This is a genomic window from Myxococcus faecalis (assembly GCF_050039385.1).
GTDB lineage: Bacteria > Myxococcota > Myxococcia > Myxococcales > Myxococcaceae > Myxococcus > Myxococcus fulvus.
In genome coordinates this window covers 7,007,554-7,021,912 of the sequence record NZ_CP144336.1, presented here as the reverse complement: position 1 = coordinate 7,021,912, position 14,359 = coordinate 7,007,554, and the positions used below count along the sequence as shown (strand labels likewise).

Below are 14,359 nucleotides of genomic sequence, written 5' to 3'. Positions count from 1 at the left end.
GATGAACACGGAGACTTCCACCGGCCGCTTCGGCCGCTTCGGTGGGCGCTACGTGCCGGAGACGCTCGTCCCGGCGCTGATGGAGTTGGAAGAGGCGTATACGGCCGCCAGGGCGGACCCGACGTTCGACGCCGAGGTGGCGCGGGTGCTGCGTGAGTTCGTGGGTCGGCCCACGACGCTGACGCCGGCGCGCAGGCTCACCGAGGCGTGGGGCGGCGCGAACGTGTGGCTCAAGCGCGAGGACCTGGCGCACACGGGCGCGCACAAAATCAACAACACCGTGGGTCAGGTGCTGCTCGCGAAGCGGATGGGCAAGAAGCGCATCATCGCGGAGACGGGCGCGGGCCAGCACGGCGTCGCGACGGCCACCGCGTGTGCGCTCTTCGGGCTGCCGTGCGAGGTGTACATGGGCGCGCTGGACGTGGAGCGGCAGGCGCTCAACGTCTTCCGGATGCGGGCGCTCGGCGCGGTGGTGCGGCCGGTGGAGTCGGGCTCGCGGACGCTGAAGGACGCGATGAACGAGGCGATGCGCACGTGGGTGTCGCAGGTCTCGGACACGCACTACGTCATCGGCAGCGCGGCGGGGCCGCACCCGTATCCGTCGGTGGTGCGCGACTTCCAGTCCATCATCGGGAAGGAGCTGCGCACGCAGGCGATGGCGGCGTTCGGGCAGCTGCCGGATGCGATTGTCGCGTGCGTGGGGGGCGGCTCGAATGCGATTGGCGTGCTGCATCCGTTCATCGGCGATGCGAGCGTGCGGCTCATCGGCGTGGAGGCGGGTGGGCACGGGCTGGACTCGGGCCAGCACGGGGCGTCGTTGACGCTGGGGACGGAGGGCGTGTTGCACGGCTCGCGCTCGCTGGTGCTCCAGGACGCGGACGGACAGATTCAGGAGGCGCACAGCATCAGCGCGGGTCTGGACTATCCGGGCGTGGGGCCGGAGCTGGCGCACCTGGCGAAGATTGGGCGGATGGAGGTGCGCACGGCGACGGACGACGAGGCGTTGGCGTCGTTCTACGAGGTGGCGCGCATGGAGGGCATCCTCCCGGCGCTGGAGACGTCGCATGCGTTCGCGCGAGGCCGGGAGCTGGCGCGGGAGCTGGGGGCGGGCAAGTACCTGGTCATCAACTGCTCGGGTCGAGGGGACAAGGACGTCGCGACGATTTCGGCGCGCGGGGTTCCGCCGGCGGTGGGGGTGAAGGCGTGAGCGGCGAAATCGCGAAGGCGTTCGCGCGGGCGAAGGCTCGGGGCGAGGGCGCGCTGGTGGCGTACGGGATGGCGGGAGACCCGGACCTGGCGCGCTCGGTGGAGGTCTTCACTGCGATGGTGGAGGGAGGCGCGGACATCCTCGAGGTGGGCGTGGCGTTCAGCGACCCCATCGCGGACGGGCCGGTCATCCAGGGTGCATCGGAGCGCGCGTTGAAGGCGGGCTCCACGCTCAAGCGGGTGCTCGACGAGGTGGTGCCGGAGGTTCATCGGCGCGCTCCAGAGACGCCGCTGGTCATCATGACGTATGTGAATGTCATCATGGCGATGGGCGAGGAGCGGTTCGCGAAGCTGGCGCGTGAGCGCGGCGTGTCGGGAGCCATCCTGCCGGACCTGCCGCCCGAGGAGAGCGAGGCCTTGCGCGCCACGTTCGACGCGGCGGGCGTGGACCTGATTCCGCTGTGCGCGCCGACGACCCCACGTGCGCGAGCCGAGGCCATCGCGAAGGATGGGCGCGGCTTCGTGTACTGCGTGTCGGTGGCGGGCGTGACGGGCATGCGCGCGGAGCTTCCGCCGGACCTGTCACAGCGATTGGACCTGGTGCGCAAGGCGTCGCCGGTGCCCGTGGTGGCGGGCTTCGGCATCTCCAGCGCGGAGCAGGCAAGGACGCTGTCGGCGCACGCGGATGGCGTGGTGGTGGGCAGCGCGCTCGTCCGCGCCGCGCACTCGGATGGTCCGCAGGCCGTCAAGGCGCTGTGCGCGGACATCAAGCGCGGCCTGAAGCGCTGAGGTCAAAGGCACATGGGCACGGAAGCACCACTCCGTGCTCCGTGGCCCCTCTCACGAAGCTCCACGCGGCCGACGCGCCACCGCGAACCCGAGCAGTCCCAGGAACGTCATCGCGGAGACGCCCAGTCCCCACCGGGCAGCAGCATCCCGATAGGTCAACGTCACCTGGTGTCGCCCCTCCTTCACGGGCACGGCGCGCACCGCGACGTTGGCTGGAAGAATCGGCGTCTCCACGCCATCCACCGTCGCCGTCCACCCCGGGAACCACGCGTCATTCACGATGAGCACCGAGTCGCGAGGACTCTCCACGTCAAACTCCAGACGCTCTGCCTCGTAGCGTTCCACCGTCACCTTCCCACCTACGGCGGCCACCTCCCCGGACACAATCCCCGCCTCACCACACTCGACCAGCGCCACCTGTCCGGCACGCACGAGCGGGTCCGCCAGTCCCGGCATCGCCGCCTCGTACGACTCAACACAGCGCGCATTCGCCAGGAACGCCCGAGGCAGCACCTCCGGGTGCTCCACCAACACCGCCTTGATGGACCGGTCCGTGACCGCGTTCTTCTTCCCAGCCGCCTCCAGCGCCTGCCACTCCACGAGCGGATGCACCGTGTACGCGACGGAGAACAGCGGCGCGCGCTCCAGGAACCACGGCGTCACCTCCCAGACGACCGCACGCACCCGTCGACTCGTGGCGGGCAGGGTCCCATCCGCGCTCTCCATGCCCCACAGCCCCGGCGTGTCCGGCATGAGCGTCTGCGCCGCGACGAGCGAGCGCCACTGCCGCGCATCCATCCCCGGGATGAGCGACGTCACGCCAGCGACGTCGTAGTGCGAGGCCACCCGGATGGGCACCCGCGAATCCTCACGAGGCTGCGCGAGGATGTGCTCCGCGAACGGAGGCGGCGTGGACAGCACCTCCGGCGTGAGCAGCTCGTAGCTCCCGAACCCCACCACGAAGCCCGACACGAACTGCGTCACCAGCAACACCCCGGCGCGCCCACGCGTCCACAACACCCCGCCCCCACAGAGCACCGCGCTCACCAGCGCCACCCCACTGACGAGCACGAACTGCTGTGACAACAGCTCGCGCAGCTCGCCGGGCATCTCCGGCCAGCGAGGCACCAGCAGCAACGCGGTGAACCCCCGCCCCAGGGACTCGCCCACGATGAGCACCAGACACCCCACGCCCACCACCGCCGCGAGCCGGAGGAACACCCGCCGGCCCTCCCCCTCGAACACGTGCTTCCACCCCAGGGCCGCCAGGAAACAGACCCCCAGCCCCAGGAACGGAACGAGCTTCGACGGATAGCGGAACACGCGCCACGGAGGCACCCACGTGTACATCGCCTCGTAGAGCGGCAGCGCGGGCCCCAACGAGAGCCCCACGACGAACAGCCACACACCGCCCCAGAGCCACAACCTCCGGGAGCGGCGGTTCACCCACGCCGCCACCGCCGCGAGCAACAGCACGGGCACACCCAGATACAGCGACCCCACCCAGAAGCTCGCGAATCCCGAGGGCGCCAGCTTCGTGACGATGGCCAGCGTCACGTCCGGCCGCTCGTCCGGAATCTCCAGATACGCCCCCAGCAACGGCTCGAGCAGTCGCAGCGGATGCACCGCGTACTCCTGCGCGATGTCGAGCGTCCTGCCTCCCGCCTGCGCCGTCTTCATCAACGCCACGGACGAGAACAACTGCGGCGAGGCCAGCAGCGTCCCCACGCCCAGCACCGCCAACACGGACCCGAGCCGAGCCCGCCGCGAGTCCACGGGCGACGAGACCGCCAGCAGCACCACCAACCCATACGTCACGCTGAACGCCTGCACGTCCCCCGCGAGCAGCACCAACGCCAGCAACAACCCCGCGGCCAGCAACCTCCCCGCCCCTGGCGCGCGGAGCTGACGCTCCGTGGCCCACAGCGCCCACGGCACCGTGGCCGCGGCCATCAGGTAGCAGAGGTTGTTCGTGATGCAGACCAGGTAGCCGCTGAAGGCATACGCCATCCCCGCGAGGAACGCCCCCGCGCGAGGCACCTCCCACAGTCGCGTCAACGCATACACCCCCAGCAGCGCGACCGGAAAGCACAGCAGGATGTTCGCGTTGAAGGCGTGGTGCAGGGAGAACAGCAGGTACAGCAGCTTGCTCGGATGGAACGGCGCGACCACCAGCGTGCCGGCGAAGGGCTGACCGAAGCCATCCAGCGTCAGCCACTCCGGAATCCGCCCGCCCAGCACCGCCTCGCGCCAGTAATGGAACGCCGGCAGGTAGACGTACAGCGAGTCGCGCGCGCTGAACATCTCGCCGGTGGCGAACACCCGGGAGAAGTAGAGCGCCGTCAGCGCCGACGCGCACGCCACCAGCAACACGTACTGGGACACCCGCGCGTCACGCGGCGGAACACTCGGAGGCAGGGAGGGGGCGGGAGGCTCAGGAGAAGACACGCGAGCCCCGAGCATACCCAACCCCGCTCACGGCGTGGCGGAGCGCGTCTTCTCCCAGATGGGCCGGTAATCGTACGTCGGGTAGAACTCCGTGCGGAACGCGCCCCACGCGCCCTTCTCGAACGCGAGGTTCACCTCGCGCAGCTTCTCGGGAGGCAGGCGCACCGTGACGACCTGCCCCACGCCCATCATCACGTACCAGGACACCACCTCCACGCCCGGAGGCGGGAAGCTCTTGCGGAAGCCCGTGCGGTCCAGGTGCGCGTTGATCTCCTCCAGCGTCTTGCCCTGGTCGTGCTTCATGAAGATGGTCAGCAACATCGTGCCGTCCGTGCCGCCCTTCGCCGCGGCGGACTGCGCATGTCCGGGCAGGGCCAGCGTCAGCGCCAGGAACGACGCCAGGACGAACGACACAGGGGGAATCGAACGAAGGGAGTGCATGGACACGAGGCTACTGTCCGATCGCCACCGCGTGTTTCATGAAACGCGCGCCGAGCCCTCGCCGGGTGGCACAATCCGCCCCCTATGAAAACGCGCGGTCCCCAGGTGGTGCTCGTTCGTCACGGAGAGACGGCATGGAGCCGGGGTGGTCAGCACACGGGGCGCACGGATGTCCCGCTGCTCGAGGCCGGGCGGAAGATGGCGGAAAAGCTCGGTGAGCCCCTGCGCGCATGGGACTTCGCCCAGGTGTGGACCAGCCCCCTGAGCCGCGCGTTCGAGACCTGCGCGCTCGCGGGCTACGGTGAAGGGGCCGTGCGCCGCGACGACCTGATGGAGTGGGACTACGGCGACCACGAGGGCCGCACCGGCGCGGAGATTCGCGTGGAGCATCCCGGCTGGACCGTGTGGAAGGACGGCGTCCCCAACGGGGAGACGGCGGAGCAGGTGGGCGCTCGCGCGGACCGCGTCATCGCGGACCTGCGTCAGCAGACGGGCGACATCCTCATCTTCTCCCACGGCCACTTCCTGCGAGTGCTCGGAGCGCGGTGGCTGGGGCTCGCGCCCTCCGACGGGCGCCTGTTCCTCTTGAGCACCGGCTCCATCAGCGTGCTCGGCGCGGACGGGCCGGATGCCGCCCAGCCGGCGCTCGCCGGCTGGAACGACACCACCCATCTCAAGCCGTGAAGCTCAGCAGCCGCAGCTCAACACCCCGCCGCTGGTCTGCTCGTAGTCGGTGCACGACGCACCGGCAGGGTTGAAGCACACGCGGTAGCGCTCCTGCGTACCGTAGAGCGCGGGGAGCGGCTCGCGGTACAGGATGCCGCAACACGGGGGCAGCAGCTCCTGGCCATCCTTGGACACCGTCGGCTCGGGAGCCACGCCGTTCGGACAGCCCCAGGGATCCTCCTCGCAGACCCAGCGCGTGCCGCACGTGGAGCTGGCGCCGCAGTAGCTGCCCCCCACCGCGTACCAGGGGGACCAGTTCGCACAGGAGTCGTAACCCGGGCACTGGCCCAGCGACGAGTCCACCGTGGTCAGCTCCGCCTCGTCCATCGGGACGCCCGCGCCAGCCTCGGCGGACGGCTCCCCACCACACGCGCCCAGCACCAGCGCGCCGAACATCGCGACCAGACCGCGAGACACCGCACTTCGCACGTTCATCGTGGGCTCCTCCCGGCGCCGACTCCTGGATGGAGCCTCGGTCGCCGGAAGGGCGCACACTATGCGTGCGGTTTTTCCGTCAAGAACGTCGGAATTGTCGGGCGCCAGACAGTGTCACGGGACCGACAATCCCCTCGTACTCCAGGGTGATGCCCCCTCTCAGAGACGCCCCTCCAGGAAGTTGCGGACCAGGGTGGGCCCCTCGGGGGTGAGCACGCTCTCGGGGTGGAACTGGAAGCCCACGACGGGCCGCTCGCGGTGGCGCAGCGCCATGATGAGCCCGTCCTGACTCCACGCGATGGCCTCCAGCGACGAGGGCAGCGAGGACGCCTCCACCACCAGCGAGTGGTAGCGCGCGGCCTGGAAGCCCTGGCTCGCGCCGGTGAACACGCCCGAGCCCTCGTGCCGGATGCGCGCGGACTTGCCATGCACCGGCTCGGGCGCGCGGATGACGTTGCCGCCGAAGGCCGCGCCGATGGACTGGTGCCCCAGACACACGCCGAGCACCGGCACCTTCGCTTGCGCGATGGCGGCCACGCTGACCCCAGCCTCGTGCGGCGTGCAGGGCCCCGGCGAAATCACCAGGTGCGACGCGCCCTCGGCGGCGATGGCCTCCACCGTGAGCGCGTCGTTGCGCACCACCTTCACCTCGGCGCCCAGCGTGTAGAGGAGCTGGACGAGGTTGAAGGTGAACGAGTCGTAGTTGTCGATGACGAGGATCATCGCCCACCTCCCTCGCGGGCCAGCCGGAGCGCGGCGGCCATGGCGCCGGCCTTGGCCTCCGTCTCGTCCGCTTCCTTCGACGGCACCGAGTCCGCGACCAGCCCCGCGCCCGCGGTCCAGAACGTCTTGTCCCCGTCGACGAAGAAGGTGCGCAGCGCGATGGCCACGTCCAGCGTGCCGCAGAAGGACAGGTAGCCCACCGCGCCCGAGTACGGCCCGCGTCGCTGCACCTCCAGCTCGTCGATGATCTGCATCGCGCGAATCTTCGGAGCCCCGGACACGGTGCCCGCGGGGAACGTGCTGGCCAGCGCGTCGAGCGCGTCGAACTTCGAGTCCAGCTTCCCGCGCACCTGCGAGACGATGTGCATCACGTGGCTGTAGCGCTCGATGACCATCAGGTCCTCGACGCGCACCGAGCCGGGCGCCGCCACACGGCCGACATCGTTGCGGCCCAGGTCCACCAGCATGATGTGCTCGGCGCGCTCCTTCTCGTCCGCGAGCAGCTCCTTCTCCAGCGCCAGGTCCTCCGCCTCGGAGGCCCCGCGGCGACGCGTGCCCGCGATGGGCCGCACCACCACGTCCCCATCGCGCACCTGCACGAGCAGCTCCGGCGAGGCGCCCACCAGCGCGCGGGCCTCGCCCATCTCGACGAGGAACAGGTACGGAGACGGATTCACGCGTCGCAGCGCGCGGTAGAGCGACAGCGGCGGAGGCGCACCGCGAGACTCGAAGCGCCGGGCGAGCACCACCTGGAAGATGTCACCCGCGCGGATGTACTCCTTGGAGCGCTCCACCGCGGCCTCGTAGCCGGCGCGGTCCCAACAGGCGACGGGCGCCGAGTCCCCCTTCATGCGAGGCGACGGCACGTAGGCCTCGGGAGGCAGCGGCTTGAGCAGCTTCTGCGCCATGGCCTGCGCGCGCTCCTCCGCGTCCTTCAGCGCGTGGGCCACGCTGCCATGGAGCGACGGCCGGGCAATCGCGGTGACCTTGAGCGTCCCGGTGCGCGAGTCGTGGGTGACGAAGTCCTCGCAGATGAGCCACTCGGAGTCCGGGAACGAGGTGTCGCGCGGGTGCCGGTCCGGGACGGTGGGCTCCATCCACGAGATGCAGTTGTAGCCCATGTACCCCACGAGGCCGCCCAGGAACGGGGCCTCGCCCGGCAGTCGCGCCACCGCGAGCTCGCGCCACAACGTGCGCAGGACGTCCAGCGGCTTGCCCTCGCGTCGCTCCTCGCGCGAGCCACGCCACAACGTGGCCCCCTGCGCGTCCAGCCGCACACGCCCCGCGGCGTGGGTGCCCACGTGGCTGTAGCGCCCGAAGCGCTCGCCGCCGTAGCACGACTCGAGGATGAAGCCGCGCGAGCCTCCGCCCAGCTTCAGATACGCCGACAGCGGCGTGTCGAGGTCCGCCGGCAACTCCACCGACACCGGCACCGACTCGCCCTGCTCCGCGCGTTGGCGATACGCCGCCTTCCGCTCCTGTGCATCCATCGTCATGACCTTTCCCCCGCGACCAGTATCGCCCGTCCCGGACAGCGACGGGGAGCCGCGCCCGCGCCTCACTCCACGCGAGCAGAAACCACGGTTCGCGACGGCCTCTCCGGTGTAGCGCGGAGCCCCTGCCCCGGGCGAGGGACATCGCACCCGTTCACGATGACGGGAGGTTTCCACGCGCGGCGGGCAGGCGCGGGCGATGGGTGCCTGGCGAGCATGCCAGCAAGCGGCGGAGGTGAGAGGCACGCGCACCCTGGGTGGTCACCTCTGGAAGCCCTCGTTATTTCAGAAGGACTGTGGACGCCTCCGTCTCCTTCAACCCTCGAAGGCCGCTCGTCACGGTGACGCCCCAGGGCCTCTTATGTGAGCCCGGGGGCTTCCACATCGACCCCTGGCAGCCGGTGGAGCGGGCCCTCATCACCCATGCCCATGGCGACCACGCGCGCTCGGGCCATCAGCGCTACCTGGGCGCCCGAGCAGGCGAGTCCCTGCTGCGGCGTCGCGTGGGGGCCACTTCCGCCATCGACACCTTGGACTATGGCGAGCCGCTGAAGCTTGGCGACGTCACCGTCAGCTTCCATCCCGCGGGGCACGTGCTGGGCAGCGCGCAGCTCCGCCTGGAGCACCGGGGCGAGGTGTGGGTCGTCTCGGGCGACTACAAGCGCGCGGCGGACCCGACGTGCGCGCCGTTCGAGGTGGTGCGCTGCCACACGTTCATCACCGAGGCGACGTTCGGCCTGCCCATCTTCCGCTGGGACGACGCGCGGCGGGTGGCGGAGGACATCCTGCGGTGGTGGGACGCCAACCGCGCGGTGGGGCGCTCGGTGGTGTTGTTCTGCTACGCGCTGGGCAAGGCGCAGCGAATCCTCGCGGAGCTGGCGCGGCTGACGGGCCGGCCCGCCTTCATCCACGGGGCGATGCACGGCCTGGTGGATGCGTACCGGGAGGCGGGGGTGAAGATGATTCCCACGCAGCTCGTGTCGGAGGTGGAGAAGGGCACGTCCTTCGCGGGGGCGCTGGTGCTCGCGCCGCCGAGCGCGGGCGGCTCCACGTGGATGCGCCGGTTCGGGGAGATGGAGACAGGCTTCGCCTCGGGGTGGATGCGGGTGCGCGGCAACCGGCGCAGGCGCGGCTTCGACCGGGGCTTCGTGTTGTCGGACCACGCGGACTGGCCGGACCTGCTGCGCACGGTGGAGGACACCGGAGCGCAGCGGGTGCTGACCACGCACGGCTCCGCGGAGCCCCTGGCGCGCTACCTCCGCGAGAAGGGTGTGGATGCCTCCCCGCTGGCCACGCCCTTCGAGGGCGAGGCGGAGGACTGACGCGTGCGACGACTCGCGGACCTGTACGAGCGGCTGGACCAGACCATGTCCACCAACGCGAAGGTGGACGCGCTCACGCGCTACTTCACGGAGGCGCCGCCCGAGGACGCCGCGTGGGCGCTGTACTTCCTCACGGGACAGAAGCTGAAGCGGCTGCTCACCACGAAGCTGCTCGTCGGATGGACGCAGGAGCTGACGGGCATCCCCGACTGGCTCTTCGCGGAGGTGTACGCGTCCGTCGGAGATCTGGCCGAGGTCATCGCGCTGTTGCTGGACAACCTGGAGCGGCCCGCCGAGCCGGAGGAGCTGCCGCTCTCGGTGTGGCTCACCCAGCGACTGTTGCCCTTGCGCGAGTTGGACGTGGCCGAGCAGCGCGAACAGGTCGTGTCCTGGTGGCGCTCGATGCCCCGGCGCGAGGTGTTCCTCTTGAACAAGATGCTCACGGGCGAGCTGCGCGTGGGCGTGTCCTCCACGTTGGTGGTGCGCGCGGTGGCGAAGGTCGCGGGGCTGCCCGCGCCAGATGTCGCGCATCGACTGATGGGCACCTGGACGCCGTCGCGCGAGTTCTTCCAGCAGCTCATCTCGCCGGATGTCTCGGACGCAGAGAGCTCCAGGCCGTATCCGTTCTATCTGGCCTCGCCCCTGGAGCAGCCCCCCGAGGCGTTGGGCGAGCTGTCGGATTGGCTGGTCGAATGGAAGTGGGACGGCATCCGAGGCCAGCTCATCCACCGCCACGGAGACGTGTACCTGTGGAGCCGGGGCGAGGAGCTGCTCACCGAGCGCTTCCCCGAAATCACCGAGGCCGCGAAGGCCCTGCCGGAAGGCACGGTGCTGGACGGCGAGGTGCTCGCGTACGAGGACGGCAAGCCCCTGCCCTTCGCGCGGCTCCAGCGTCGCATCGGCAGACAGAAGCTGACGGCCAAGGTGCTCGCGGAGGCCCCCGCGGCCTTCATCGTCTACGACCTGCTGGAGCACGAAGGACAGGACATCCGCTCGCTGCCGCTGAACGAGCGACGCGCACGCCTCGAGACCGTGCTGAAGGCGCATCCCCGCTTCCCCATCTCGCCCGCGGTCGAGGCGGAGTCATGGGAGGCGCTGGCGCACACGCGAAGCGAGGCCCGCGAGCGCAACGTCGAGGGCTTCATGCTCAAGCGCAAGAGCTCCGCATACCTCACGGGCCGCAAGCGGGGCGACTGGTGGAAGTGGAAGATCGACCCGTTCACCGTGGACGCGGTGCTGCTCTACGCGCATCCGGGACACGGGCGACGCTCGTCGCTGTACACGGACTACACCTTCGCGGTGTGGAACGGGACGGACCTGCTGCCGGTGACGAAGGCGTACTCGGGGCTGACGGACGAGGAGATTGGCAAGCTGGACCGGTGGATTCGCTCGCACACGCGGGAGAAGTTCGGACCGGTGCGCTCGGTGGAGCCCGAGCAGGTCTTCGAGCTGCACTTCGAGGGCATCCAGTCTTCACCGCGTCACAAGTCCGGCGTCGCGCTGCGCTTCCCACGCATCGCCCGGTGGCGCACGGACAAGAAGCCCCAGGACGCCGACTCACTGGACTCGCTCAAGGAGCTGCTCCATGCCGGCGCGTAGGTCGCCTTCGCTGAAGGCGCAGCTCCAGGCCCGACGCAAGGCGCTCCGAGGCGAAACCCAGACACCCTCCCCTCCCAAGCGCCGCAAGCGGACGACCCCACGTGAGCGAGTCACCGGAGGCCCGCCGCCGATGGAGCGGCTGCGCGCCTGGTTCTCGTCGAAGGGCTGGACGCCCCATGCGTTCCAGGAGGAGTCCTGGGCCGCGTACGGCAGAGGCGACAGCGGGCTCATCCACGTCCCCACCGGCGCGGGGAAGACCTATGCCGCGTATCTCGGCCCGCTCGCGGACGTGGTGGAGCATGGCGAGACGGGGCTCCAGATTCTCTACGTGACGCCGCTGCGCGCGGTGTCGCGAGACGTGGAGCGGGCGCTCCTCGAACCCTTGAGCGTGCTGGACACGGACCTGGACGTGGAGAGCCGTACCGGGGACACCTCGTCATCCGTGCGTCAGCGTCAGCGCGAGCGGCTCCCCGAGGTGCTCATCACCACCCCGGAGTCCCTCTCCGTGATGCTGTCGAACGAGCGGGCACCGGAGCTGTTCTCCTGCCTGCGCGCCGTCATCGTCGACGAGTGGCACGAGCTGCTCGGCTCCAAGCGGGGAACACAGACAGAGCTTGCCCTGGCGCGGCTTCGGCACTTCGCGCCGAGACTTCGCACCTGGGCCCTGTCCGCGACGCTGGCCAACCTGGACGAGGCCGCGCGCCATGTCGTCGGCACCGGGAACACACCCACGCTCATCAGCGCGAACATGGAGCGTCCCGTCGAAGTGGAGACGCTGCTGCCGGAGGCGGTCGACAGCTTCCCCTGGGCGGGCCACCTGGGCTTCACCATGCTGGCCGGCGTGGCGGTGAGGCTGGACCCGAAGCAGTCCACGCTCATCTTCACCAACACGCGCTCACAGGCGGAGCGCTGGTACGAAGGTCTCCGTTTCGCGCGCCCCGATTGGGAACACCTGCTCGCCCTGCACCACGGCTCCATCGACAAGGAGGAGCGCGAGCGCGTGGAGCGCGGCCTCAAGGACGGCATGCTGCGCTTCGTGGTGTGCACCTCGTCATTGGACCTCGGCGTGGACTTCGGCCCCGTGGAGCGCGTGGTCCAGGTGGGCAGTCCCAAGGGCATCGGCCGGACGCTCCAGCGCGCGGGGCGCGGAGCCCATCGTCCTGGCGCCACCTGCAACATCCTCTTCGTGCCCACGCACGCGCTGGAGCTGGTGGAGATGGCCGCAGCCAGGGACGCCCTCGCGCGCAAGGAGGTGGAGCCACGCCTTCCACCCAGCAAGCCTTTGGATGTACTCGCGCAACACCTCGTCACCTGCGCGCTCGGCGGCGGATTCACCCGCGAGGCGCTGCGAGAGGAAGTCCGGAGCGCCTCCGCCTACGCGAGCCTCGCCGACGAGGAGTTCGACTGGACGCTTACGCTGGTGCGCGAGGGCGGCCCCACGCTGAGCGCCTACCCCGAGTTCCGCCGCGTGGAGGAGCACGACGGCCGCTTCGTCGTGAAGGACCCACGCGTCGCGCGGCTGCACCGGCTCAACATCGGCACCATCACCTCGGACGCGATGGTGGAGCTGCGCTACTGGACCGGGGGCCGCCTGGGCAGCGTGGAGGAGTCCTATGTCAGCCGCCTGCGCCCCGGAGACACCTTCCAGTTCGGCGGCAAGAAGCTCGAGTTCAACCGACTCCAGGGGCTCACCGCGTACGTGCGCCCCGCGAAGACGAAGGAGACGCGAACCCCGCGCTGGGGCGGAAGCAGGCTGCCGCTGTCCACCTCCCTGGCCGCCGCGGTGCGACGCACGCTCGATGCCGCGCGCCACGGTGACGTCACCTCCGATGAGCTGGCCGCCGCGTGGCCCGTGCTGGAGACCCAGGAGAAGCTGTCCCGCATCCCCGCGGCGAACGCGGTGCTCGCGGAGCTGTGCCACACGCGCAACGGCCACCACCTCTTCCTCTATCCCTTCGAGGGCCGCCGGGTGCACGAGGGCCTGGCCGCCCTGCTCGCCCTGAGACTGACGCGGCTGCAGAAGGCCACCTTCAGCGTGTCGGTGAACGACTACGGCCTGGAGTTGGTCACCCCCGCGCCCTTCCCCTTCGAGGAGGCGCTGCGCCCCGCGCTCTTCACGCGCGAGCATCTGGAGGAGGACGTGCTGGAGAGCGTCAACGTGGGTGAGCTGACGAAGCGCCAGTTCCGCGACATCGCCCGCGTCGCCGGGTTGGTGCTCCCGGGCCTCCCCGGAGCCCGCAAGTCTACGCGCCAGGTCCAGACGAGCGCCGCCCTCCTCCACGACGTCTTCGCCCGCCATGACCCCGGACACCTGCTGCTGCTCCAGGCCCGACGCGAGGTGCTCGAACAGCAGTTCGAACAGGGCCGCCTGGAGCACGCCCTGGAGCGACTGGAGGCGGGCCCCGTGGAGCAGGTCCATGTCCGCAGGCCCACACCCCTGGCCTTCCCCCTGGTCGTCGAGCGCATCAGCGCCAGCGTCTCCAACGAGTCCCTCCTGGAGCGCGTGGAGCGAATGAAGGAGCGATGGACCCGCGACGATGCCAGGTCCGCGTAGGCGGCACCCCGCTGGAGCTCCTCCCGGAGCGGGCCCTCTTCTGGCCCGAAGCCCGCACGCTCGCCGTGGCCGACCTCCACTGGGGCAAGACGGAGAGCTTCCAGCGCCACGGCATCCCCCTCCCCCTGGGCGTGCTCGACGAGGACCTGGCCCGGCTGTCCTCCGCGCTCAGCTCCACCGAAGCGCGCCGGCTGCTCGTCCTGGGCGACCTGGTCCACGCCCGCGAGGGCCTCACCCCCGCCCTCGTCCAAAGACTCGCCGCCTGGCGTGAGTCCCACGCCGACGTGACGATGGTCCTCATCCGGGGCAACCATGACCTCAGGGCCGGCCCGCCGCCGGACGCGTGGCGCCTGGACGTCCACGAGTCCCACCTGGATGAGGGGCCCTTCCGCTTCGCCCACCACCCCACCCCCGAGACAGGTCGCTACGTGTGGGCGGGGCATTTGCACCCCACGGTGCGGCTGGCGGCTGGCGGGGACAGGCTGCGACTCCCATGCTTCCACCTGGGCCGGGATGTAGGAGTCCTCCCGGCCTTCAGCGCCTTCACCGGCGGCTTCGACATGACCCGCCGCCCCGGCGAGCGCGTCTTCGCCCTCGCCGGCCCTTCCGTGGTCGAGGTGTAG

12 protein-coding genes are annotated in these 14,359 nt (G+C 70.3%); 7 read left to right on the top strand and 5 right to left on the bottom strand.

What is annotated here, in order from left to right; translation table 11 throughout:
- Position 1 precedes the first annotated feature (1 nt).
- Entirely contained in the window at positions 2-1,207 is a 1,206-nt protein-coding gene (trpB, locus tag VZQ01_RS28180; protein ID WP_141333160.1) for a tryptophan synthase subunit beta, read from the top strand.
- A complete protein-coding gene (trpA, locus tag VZQ01_RS28175) occupies positions 1,204-1,995 on the top strand; it encodes a tryptophan synthase subunit alpha (protein ID WP_426745193.1) in 792 nt (263 codons plus the stop codon). The genes trpB and trpA overlap by 4 nt, the downstream gene beginning before the upstream one ends.
- Positions 1,996-2,046: 51 nt before the next feature.
- Here the strand turns inward: trpA and VZQ01_RS28170 are convergent, their stop codons facing one another.
- Together VZQ01_RS28170 and VZQ01_RS28165 are read right to left on the bottom strand one after the other, a co-directional pair.
- A complete protein-coding gene (locus VZQ01_RS28170; protein WP_426745192.1) occupies positions 2,047-4,443 on the bottom strand; it encodes a YfhO family protein in 2,397 nt (798 codons plus the stop codon).
- 27 nt (positions 4,444-4,470) lie between these two features.
- Positions 4,471-4,884 carry a hypothetical protein gene (locus VZQ01_RS28165; protein WP_426745191.1) on the bottom strand — a complete coding sequence of 138 codons (414 nt, stop codon included), beginning with the start codon at positions 4,882-4,884 and terminating at the stop codon, positions 4,471-4,473.
- Between the two features lie 84 nt (positions 4,885-4,968).
- On the opposite strand from VZQ01_RS28165, the gene VZQ01_RS28160 reads away from it, so the two are divergent.
- Complete coding sequence (locus VZQ01_RS28160) at positions 4,969-5,568, top strand: histidine phosphatase family protein (protein ID WP_426745190.1); 600 nt, start codon at positions 4,969-4,971, stop codon at positions 5,566-5,568.
- A gap of 3 nt (positions 5,569-5,571) precedes the next feature.
- Here VZQ01_RS28160 and VZQ01_RS28155 read toward each other — a convergent pair whose 3' ends face one another.
- The 3 genes from VZQ01_RS28155 to VZQ01_RS28145 form a co-directional block, all read right to left on the bottom strand.
- A complete protein-coding gene (locus tag VZQ01_RS28155) occupies positions 5,572-6,045 on the bottom strand; it encodes a hypothetical protein (protein ID WP_426745189.1) in 474 nt (157 codons plus the stop codon).
- A 159-nt stretch (positions 6,046-6,204) separates the two neighbouring features.
- The gene (locus VZQ01_RS28150; protein ID WP_426745188.1) at positions 6,205-6,768 is read right to left on the bottom strand and encodes an anthranilate synthase component II; all 564 of its coding nucleotides are present in this window, start codon (positions 6,766-6,768) and stop codon (positions 6,205-6,207) included.
- Positions 6,765-8,258, bottom strand: coding sequence for an anthranilate synthase component I family protein (locus VZQ01_RS28145; protein ID WP_426748997.1), 1,494 nt, complete (start codon positions 8,256-8,258; stop codon positions 6,765-6,767). Before VZQ01_RS28145 ends, VZQ01_RS28150 begins: the two co-directional genes overlap by 4 nt.
- Positions 8,259-8,518: 260 nt before the next feature.
- Between VZQ01_RS28145 and VZQ01_RS28140 the strand changes: the two genes are divergently transcribed.
- From VZQ01_RS28140 to pdeM, 4 genes are all read left to right on the top strand, one after another.
- On the top strand, positions 8,519-9,583 hold the full coding sequence (locus VZQ01_RS28140; protein WP_426745187.1) for a ligase-associated DNA damage response exonuclease: 1,065 nt from the start codon (positions 8,519-8,521) through the stop codon (positions 9,581-9,583).
- A gap of 3 nt (positions 9,584-9,586) precedes the next feature.
- A complete protein-coding gene (locus VZQ01_RS28135; RefSeq protein ID WP_426745186.1) occupies positions 9,587-11,182 on the top strand; it encodes an ATP-dependent DNA ligase in 1,596 nt (531 codons plus the stop codon).
- A gap of 130 nt (positions 11,183-11,312) precedes the next feature.
- Positions 11,313-13,736 carry a ligase-associated DNA damage response DEXH box helicase gene (locus tag VZQ01_RS28130; RefSeq protein ID WP_426745185.1) on the top strand — a complete coding sequence of 808 codons (2,424 nt, stop codon included), beginning with the start codon at positions 11,313-11,315 and terminating at the stop codon, positions 13,734-13,736.
- Positions 13,706-14,359, top strand: coding sequence for a ligase-associated DNA damage response endonuclease PdeM (pdeM, locus tag VZQ01_RS28125; protein WP_426745184.1), 654 nt, complete (start codon positions 13,706-13,708; stop codon positions 14,357-14,359). The genes VZQ01_RS28130 and pdeM overlap by 31 nt, the downstream gene beginning before the upstream one ends.